Origin of the sequence: Planococcus salinarum (genome assembly GCF_007004625.1) — a bacterium.
GTDB lineage: Bacteria > Bacillota > Bacilli > Bacillales_A > Planococcaceae > Planococcus > Planococcus salinarum.
In genome coordinates this window covers 1-7,747 of sequence record NZ_VIFV01000051.1, presented here as the reverse complement: position 1 = coordinate 7,747, position 7,747 = coordinate 1, and the positions used below count along the sequence as shown (strand labels likewise).

The window sequence follows — 7,747 nt, the reverse complement described above, 5'->3', positions numbered from 1 at the left end:
GAAAACAAAGCAGTTCCGTAAAGAAGACCGTCCATCTCTGTTGCCTTCGTCAAACTGTATAAATCTACCAAATGGACAGTGCTACCTTTATTCGGGTGCTTCCCTTTTTGGCAAAAATAATTGAAAAGTTGTGACTGAATATTTCGTCAGTTTTTATGCAACACTAGTGATATAACATGAATAAAAAATTTCATGAGCCGATATTCCGCAAAACAGCTTTGAAGGCATTAGCTGAAGCATGCGTGGATTATGCGTTTGCAACGAACTACGCAGCGGTACAGAAAAACTCTTTTTTTAATAACGTATAAAGAATGTTGGAAGTGACCAAAAGAAAAAGCCTTCTTTTGGAAGGCTTGTGTCTACATAATGGTCGCTTCTGGTTCGTAGCTGATGATTTCTTTAATCTTATTGGATCCATCCATGATTGCGACGGTCGGTTTATGGTCACGTGCGTTTTCATTCATAACATAAGCGTAAGAAAGGATGATGACAATATCGCCTTTCTGTACGAGGCGCGCTGCCGCTCCGTTGACGCAGATGACGCCGCTGCCGCGTTGGCCTGAAATGATATAGGTTTCAAAGCGGGCACCGTTGTTGTTGTTGACGATATGGACTTTTTCATTCGGCAGCATGCCGACTGCGTCGAGCAGATCCTGGTCGATGGTGATGCTGCCCACATAGTTTAAATCAGCTTCTGTGACAGTAGCACGGTGAATTTTTGAATTGAGCATCATACGAAGCATTGTCAGTTCCCCTTTATGGTAAATAATAGATTGTCGATCAGACGCGCTTTCTCAAACTGGACAGCCAATGCCAAAATCGCTTCGCCTGTCACGTTTTCCGTGAGATCCGGATAAGACAGCAACTGAATATAGTCGATTGTTCCGGAACAGTTTTCACCAAGGTAATCCGTCATTGCGGGAATCGGATCCATTCCGCCAATCGCCAGTTGCTTGCCCATTTCCAGTGCCTTTTTCAGATGGGGCGCTTCGGCACGCTCCTGCCCCGTCAGATAGATATTGCGTGAACTTTTCGCCAGGCCATCCGGTTCGCGGACCGTTTCGACTCTCCGGATTTCCAACGGAAAATTAAAATCTTCCACCAGCGACTCGATGATTGCCAATTGCTGTGCATCCTTTTGTCCAAAATAGGCCCTGTCCGCCTCCGACAAGTGGAAAAGTTTCGTGACCACTTTCAGCACGCCATCGAAATGGCCGGGCCGCGATTTCCCGCATAATTGATCGGCCAATCTGCCGGCAGAAATGACAATGGCGGATTCGCGGGGATAAATTTCACCGGCTGAGGGGGCAAATATTGCATCCGCTCCGGCTGTTTGAGCCAATTCTTGATCCCGTTCCATATCTCTTGGGTAGCGTTCAAAATCTTCATTTGGGCCAAATTGGGCAGGGTTGACGAAAATGCTCATCAATACCACATCATTTTCCCTTTTGGCTGTTTCCACAAGTTTCATATGCCCCTCGTGTAAAAAGCCCATCGTAGGGACAAGCCCGATACCGGCACCTGTCGCCTTATTTTCGCTGACCCACTGTTTCAGTTCTTCAATTGTTTCAATCAGACGCAATACTTCTCTCTCCTTCCCGGAAGAAAGCTGCATATAAAAAGTCCCTCAGCCAAAAATGGGCAGAAGGACAGAAAATGTAGGCTTCATATCTTCCGTCCCTGTCATGCAATAGATCAAGGCAGACCATTAATTTTAAATTGCAGCACAACACGCATACCGGTGCAGTTCCAAAGGATACTGCCCGTTAAAAACACTATAGCAGAAGAGCGCGGGTAAAAACAATTATCATTTCTTAATCTCAATATCTGCCGAATAAATGCCATGAAGCTTGCCGTCTTTCGTACGAATTTGCAGGACGCCTTCATCCGTGATGCTTTCCGCTACCCCTTCAATCGTCTCTTTGGCCATGCGGGCACGGACTGTCCTTCCGATCGTTGTGGAATAGCCCTCCCACATCAGCTTTAATGCTCCGAAGCCTTCTTCTATATAAATTGCGCTGTATTGCTCCAGGTAGTAAAGGATTGCGCGGACGAGCTCCTGCCGGCTGACGGAATTCCCTTTTTCCATTTTCAACGATGTGGCGATCCCTTTCACTTCTTCGCTGAAGTCAGCTGGCCCCTGATTTGCATTCAAGCCGATCCCGATGATCAGCGCCTGAATGCCATCCGCATCCGACTGCAGTTCAGTCAGGATGCCCGTACACTTTTTGCCGTTCAATAAAATATCATTCGGCCATTTGATGTCGGCATTCAACCCGGTCACTTCTTCGATTGCCCGGACCACAGCCACTGCTGCGATCAAGGTAAATTGAGGTGCGCGCTGAATCGGCACGTCGGGCCGCAGGATGACGCTCATCCAGATGCCCTTGCCATGCACTGAATCCCATTTTCTGGCCATTCTACCGCGACCGGCAGTTTGTTCTTCTGCCAGTACGGTTGTCCCGTCCGGTACGCCTTGCTGGGCCAGCTGGTGTGCGATAATCTGCGTCGATTCACAGCTGCTGACATATTCCATAGTTTTGCCGTAACGCGCTGTTTTCAGCAAGGGCTGAATGGTTGAAGCTTCGAGTGAATCCGGAATTCCCGTCAAAGCATAGCCCTTTTTTTTGACAGAGGATATTTCATAGCCTTTTTCCTGAAGATCTTTTATATGTTTCCATATGGAAGTTCTGGAAATCCCGAATTCATCGGCCAGTTGTTGGCCGGACACCGGTTCTCCCGCAGCTTCCATTAAACGTTCCGCCAATTTATTTGTCACGGTTGTATTCATCCAAAAACCAGTCCTTTATCTTGTCTTTCTCATTTTCCAGCAGTCTGAAAACAATCCGTCTTTCAATTTCACCCAGGGCTTCCTTCAGCCAAGGACCGGGCTTATTGTCCGTCCAGTCCATCAAATCACGTCCGTTGATGGCCAGATCTGATTTCGACTCAATGGGAAGGCTCACTTTTTCTTCTATCCACCCATCACCTCTGCCTGTTAACGCTGCTGCCAGCTCCAATTGCTTAGGTGTGTAGGTATAGTAGGTCCACGGATTCCAGCTTTCCAAAGAAGCAGCTGCCATGGCTTTCTTGAGGATAATCTTTTCTTCATTTGAAAACTTATAAGCTGAAAGTGCGGAAACGTCTTTTGAATTATGCCAAAAAGCGTACAGCCAGCCGCTCAGAGGATCGCCTGTCGGCTGGAAAGTACTCCAATCCGTTTTGAACAGCCCTCCTGAGGGCAGATGGTCCGCAAGTCCCGAAAGTGACAGATAGTCGATACTTCGCACGGCGTGTTTGTTGGCCATGATTTTATCCAACTCCATTTTGATGCGTTCGACGGCAATAGATCCGATCAAAGCGGCATTTTTTTGAATCGATGACAGGGTGTATTCGTCAATGGCAAAATCCAGTTGCCCTGAAAACCTTACAGCACGCAACATACGAAGCGCATCTTCCCGGAAACGCTGATCGGGTTCTCCGACAGCACGAATCAGCTTTTCTTCCAGGTCTTTCCTGCCACCATATAAATCAACCACTTCAAGTTCTTCCGTCATCGCCATGGCATTGATCGTAAAATCACGGCGCTTCAAATCTTCCTCCAATGATTTTACAAACGCGACAGAATCGGGCCGCCTGTTATCGGAATAATCGCTTTCTGTCCGGAAGGTCGTAACCTCAACTCCGGCGCCACCCGCCAGCACAAGAACCGTTCCGTGCTGAATGCCGGTGTCCACTGTCCGTTTAAAGAGTCCCTTTACCTGCTCGGGTGCTGCGGAAGTCGCCACATCAAAATCATGCGGGTTTTTCCCCAGAAGAAAATCACGGACTGCTCCTCCGACAAAATAAGCTTCGAATCCGGCATTTTTCAACCTTCTGATGACGTCAATTGCCGTCTTCATGTTTATCCCTCTTATTCAACAGCCGTTCATAAATCTCCTCATATTCCTTCAGGATACGGCTGGAATGGAATTTGGTGGCAACGGTATCAATTGCTCCTTTTCTTAAATGGGCAGCCAGATTTTTATCCGTCAAAATTGCGATGCCCTTTAGAGCGGCTTGTTCTGTGTCACCGAGTTCCACAAGATAGCCATTTTCATCCGGATCGATGACTTCAGGAATTCCTCCGACATTCGAGCCAATGCCCGGCACTCCGCAGGCCATCGCTTCCAGCATGACCAGGCCGAATGCCTCTTTTTCCGAAAGCAATAACTTCAAATTACTAATATTATACAGTTCAGATAAATTATCCCTTTTACCAAGGAACAACACATCTTCCGCCATACCAAGATCCCTTACCTGTTCCTGAATCCGGCTCATTTCCGGCCCATCGCCCACAAGCACTAATTTGGCGCGGACTGTTTTTCGAATGCGCCAGAATGTATCCACCACATCACCGACTCTTTTGACTTTTCGGAAATTGGATACGTGGATCACCACTTTTTCATCATCTTCGATTCCAAGTTCCTCTTTAAGAGTACCGGTATCTTTCACATGATAATCCCGCTCATCAACAAAATTATAGACGGTTTCGATCTCCTGATCCGGATTGATCAAATCGTAGGTTTGGTCTCGCAGGGAATTTGAAACCGCTGTAACGATGTCCGATTTCTCAATCCCATAGCGGATGGCTTCCTTCAATGAAGAATCAGAACCCAAAACGGTAATATCCGTTCCATGCAGAGTGGTTACGATGCCGATGTCTGAATCCGCCATGTGACGTCCGAGAATGGCGCATACTGCATGGGGAATCGCATAATGAACATGCAAAAGGTCCAGTTGTTCATTTTTGATCACTTCCGCAATCTTGGTGGCCAGCGCAATGTCATAAGGAGCATACTGGAACACTGAATAGGAATTGACATCAACCTGGTGGCTGAAGACATTGGAATACATCCGGTTGAGCCGAAACGGTGTACTGGATGTGATAAAGTGGATTTCGTGCCCTTTTTCAGCCAGCAGCTTGCCAAGTTCCGTTGCAACTACGCCCGATCCGCCAACAGTCGGATAACATGTGATGCCTATTTTCATTTTTCGCATTTCCGACACTCCTATCCTCTGCGCTCCCTGATGAGGCGCCAATCAACAAAACCTTCCTTAAGGCCCTTCAATAAAACTTCCGCTGTCCCCATGTTGGTAGCCAGTGGAATATTGTAGACATCACAAAGACGTATCAAAGCGGTTACATCCGGTTCATGCGGCTGGGCAGTCAATGGGTCCCGGAAAAAGATAATCATGTCCATTTCATCCTGCGCAATCATGGAACCGATCTGCTGGTCGCCACCGAGCGGACCGGAGCGGAACTTGTGCACCTGAAGCCCCGTTTCATCTATCAGCCGTTGGCCGGTTGTTCCGGTCGCAAAAAGTGAATTTTCCGCTAATATCGGCTGGTAGGCGATGACAAACTGAATCAGGTCATCCTTTTTTCGGTCATGCGCTATAAGAGCGATTTTCATGCCATCTTCCCCTTTAATCGATTATATTTTCCAACCCATAGACCAGCTCTTCGAGTTCCATCACTTTTGTGACGGATAATGCCACTCCGGACATGAAAGAACCACGATTGAACGAATCGTGCCTGATTGTAAGAAGCTGGCCGTCTCCCCCCATAAGCACCTGCTGATGGGCTACAAGACCCGGCAGTCTGACACTGTGGATGCGCATACCATCATAATCAGCGCCTCTGGCTCCTTCCAGAGTTTCTTTTTCTTTTGGATGCCCCTGCCCGTGTACATCCCGTTGGGCAGAAATCATATGGGCGGTCTTCATGGCTGTCCCGGATGGTGCATCCAGCTTTTGATCATGATGCATTTCAATGATTTCGATATCCGGCAGGTATTTGGCCGCTTGTTCAGCAAACTTCATCATCAGAACAGCCCCAACAGCAAAATTCGGAGCGATGATGCAGCCGATTTTATTTTCCTGTGAATATCTCTTCAATTCCTTCAGTTCTTCATCAGAAAAACCGGTGGTACCGACCACTGGACGGATTCCGAGCTCCAAAGCCTGCCGGGTGTGCTGATAGACTGATTCTGGTGAAGTCAGGTCCACCAGGACATCCGGATGTGTTTTTTTATGGAGAGCAGCCATATCCGTAAAGACGGGTGTTGAATAGGACTGTGGAAATAACTGGGTATCTGCCAGCGTATCTCCGATCTCTTTATAATCCAGAACGCTGACAAGTTCCATTTCCTTATTTTTCATGATGGTATGTACCGCTTCCTGTCCCATTCTGCCGCGGGCACCCGCAATTGCAACTCGGATCGTCATTTGCCTTCATCCTTTCTTGTCCATCTGTTTACATCCCGTGATTGGAACTTTGCCAATACGCCGTCGTGCGCGTCAGCCAGATCAATATCAAGCGAATTTGCCATTGTAATAAGAACGAACAGCAAATCTCCCATTTCTTCAGATATACTTGCTTCGGCTTCGGAAGTTTTTTTCTTTTTCGGACCATATACATGGCTTACTTCCCTTGCCAGTTCCCCTAATTCTTCCGTCAGACGTGCAATCATTTCAAGGGGGGTAAAATACCCTTCTTTGAATTGTGAAATATATTCATCAACTTCCCTTTGCAGTTGTTTGACTGTTTTCTCATGTGCCATAACTTCACACTCCTGTTTTAATCGTAAAGAAAAGAGATGATGTTGTCAAAATCCTGAATATGACCCATAATACAAGAGTTGCACATACAGAACGGAGTTGAACGCAGTTGAAAAATCTTCAATTTAAAAATATTTTCTTCATTTTGATCGGAGCAGCCATCTACAGTTTTGGATTTGTTCATTTTAATATTCAAAATGAGCTCGGAGAAGGCGGATTTGCAGGGATAACCTTGATCTTTTATTTTCTGTTTAATTGGGATCCCGCATTGATGAACCTGTTACTCAACCTGCCATTATTTTTTGTGGGCTGGAAGCTCCTTGGAAAAAACCTGTTTCTATATACAATTATCGGCACTGTTGCCGTGTCGGTGTTCCTGAAAATCTTTTTGATTTATGAAGTGCAGATCGACTTGCAAAATGACCTCTTTCTTGCTTCATTATTTGCTGGCATTTTTGTAGGAGCCGGCCTCGGCATCATTTTCCGTTACGGAGGAACAACAGGGGGCGTCGATATCATTGCCCGTCTGGTCCAGAAATACGTTGGCTGGAGCATGGGCAAGACGATGTTCCTGTTTGACGCAGCTGTCATTCTGCTGTCCTGGCTCGCATTTCTTGATAACCGCTCAATGATGTATACGCTTGTCGCAGTTTTTGTTGGCGCGCGTGTCATCGACTTCATGCAGGAAGGGGCTTATTCAGGAAGGGGCGCATTGATCATCTCCAATTCCCAGGAGGAGATTGCCAGCCGCATCGCTGATGAGATGGACCGCGGCATCACGATACTCCGTGGTTATGGCCATTTTTCAAAAGAAGAACGCGAAGTTCTCTATTGTGTGGTGGCACGAAACGAAATCGTCCGGTTGAAGAACATCATCAACTCTGTCGATCCCCATGCATTTGTTTCATTGATCGAAGTGCATGATGTAATGGGCGAAGGTTTTACGCTGGATGAGCAGAAAATGCCTGTAGGTTAAATTTGGGTTGGAAGCTTCAAGAAACATATGAAATCTATTTCAAAATCGAGTAGGAGGGAGCGATTAACTCCCGACCTCTCACACCACCGTACGTACCGTTCGGTATACGGCGGTTCAATTAAGATGCATAACGCAAAGTTTCATAACGTGCTACCAGACTTTTGAGCC

The 7,747-nt window shown here is 46.8% G+C and carries 9 protein-coding genes; 1 reads left to right on the top strand and 8 read right to left on the bottom strand.

Annotation, left to right across the window (positions count from 1 at the left end):
- Positions 1 to 359: 359 nt before the first annotated feature.
- From panD to DIJ65_RS15895, 8 genes are all read right to left on the bottom strand, one after another.
- Positions 360 to 743 (bottom strand): aspartate 1-decarboxylase, encoded by a 384-nt coding sequence (gene panD / locus DIJ65_RS15930; RefSeq protein WP_117303777.1) that lies wholly within the window; start codon positions 741 to 743, stop codon positions 360 to 362.
- A gap of 2 nt (positions 744 to 745) precedes the next feature.
- Positions 746 to 1,582 (bottom strand): pantoate--beta-alanine ligase, encoded by an 837-nt coding sequence (gene panC / locus DIJ65_RS15925; RefSeq protein WP_117303778.1) that lies wholly within the window; start codon positions 1,580 to 1,582, stop codon positions 746 to 748.
- A gap of 225 nt (positions 1,583 to 1,807) precedes the next feature.
- Positions 1,808 to 2,791, bottom strand: coding sequence for a biotin--[acetyl-CoA-carboxylase] ligase (locus DIJ65_RS15920; protein ID WP_117303779.1), 984 nt, complete (start codon positions 2,789 to 2,791; stop codon positions 1,808 to 1,810).
- Positions 2,769 to 3,902 carry a CCA tRNA nucleotidyltransferase gene (locus DIJ65_RS15915; RefSeq protein ID WP_117303780.1) on the bottom strand — a complete coding sequence of 378 codons (1,134 nt, stop codon included), beginning with the start codon at positions 3,900 to 3,902 and terminating at the stop codon, positions 2,769 to 2,771. Before DIJ65_RS15915 ends, DIJ65_RS15920 begins: the two co-directional genes overlap by 23 nt.
- The gene (gene bshA / locus DIJ65_RS15910; RefSeq protein ID WP_117303781.1) at positions 3,886 to 5,040 is read right to left on the bottom strand and encodes an N-acetyl-alpha-D-glucosaminyl L-malate synthase BshA; all 1,155 of its coding nucleotides are present in this window, start codon (positions 5,038 to 5,040) and stop codon (positions 3,886 to 3,888) included. Before bshA ends, DIJ65_RS15915 begins: the two co-directional genes overlap by 17 nt.
- Positions 5,041 to 5,051: 11 nt before the next feature.
- Positions 5,052 to 5,456 carry a methylglyoxal synthase gene (gene mgsA, locus DIJ65_RS15905; protein WP_117303782.1) on the bottom strand — a complete coding sequence of 135 codons (405 nt, stop codon included), beginning with the start codon at positions 5,454 to 5,456 and terminating at the stop codon, positions 5,052 to 5,054.
- Positions 5,457 to 5,469: 13 nt separating this feature from the next.
- Positions 5,470 to 6,270, bottom strand: coding sequence for a 4-hydroxy-tetrahydrodipicolinate reductase (gene dapB, locus DIJ65_RS15900; protein ID WP_117303783.1), 801 nt, complete (start codon positions 6,268 to 6,270; stop codon positions 5,470 to 5,472).
- Positions 6,267 to 6,605 (bottom strand): nucleotide pyrophosphohydrolase, encoded by a 339-nt coding sequence (locus DIJ65_RS15895; RefSeq protein WP_117303784.1) that lies wholly within the window; start codon positions 6,603 to 6,605, stop codon positions 6,267 to 6,269. The genes dapB and DIJ65_RS15895 overlap by 4 nt, the downstream gene beginning before the upstream one ends.
- Before the next feature lie 107 nt (positions 6,606 to 6,712).
- Between DIJ65_RS15895 and DIJ65_RS15890 the strand changes: the two genes are divergently transcribed.
- Positions 6,713 to 7,579, top strand: coding sequence for a YitT family protein (locus DIJ65_RS15890; RefSeq protein ID WP_117303785.1), 867 nt, complete (start codon positions 6,713 to 6,715; stop codon positions 7,577 to 7,579).
- The last annotated feature ends 168 nt before the right edge of the window (positions 7,580 to 7,747 follow it).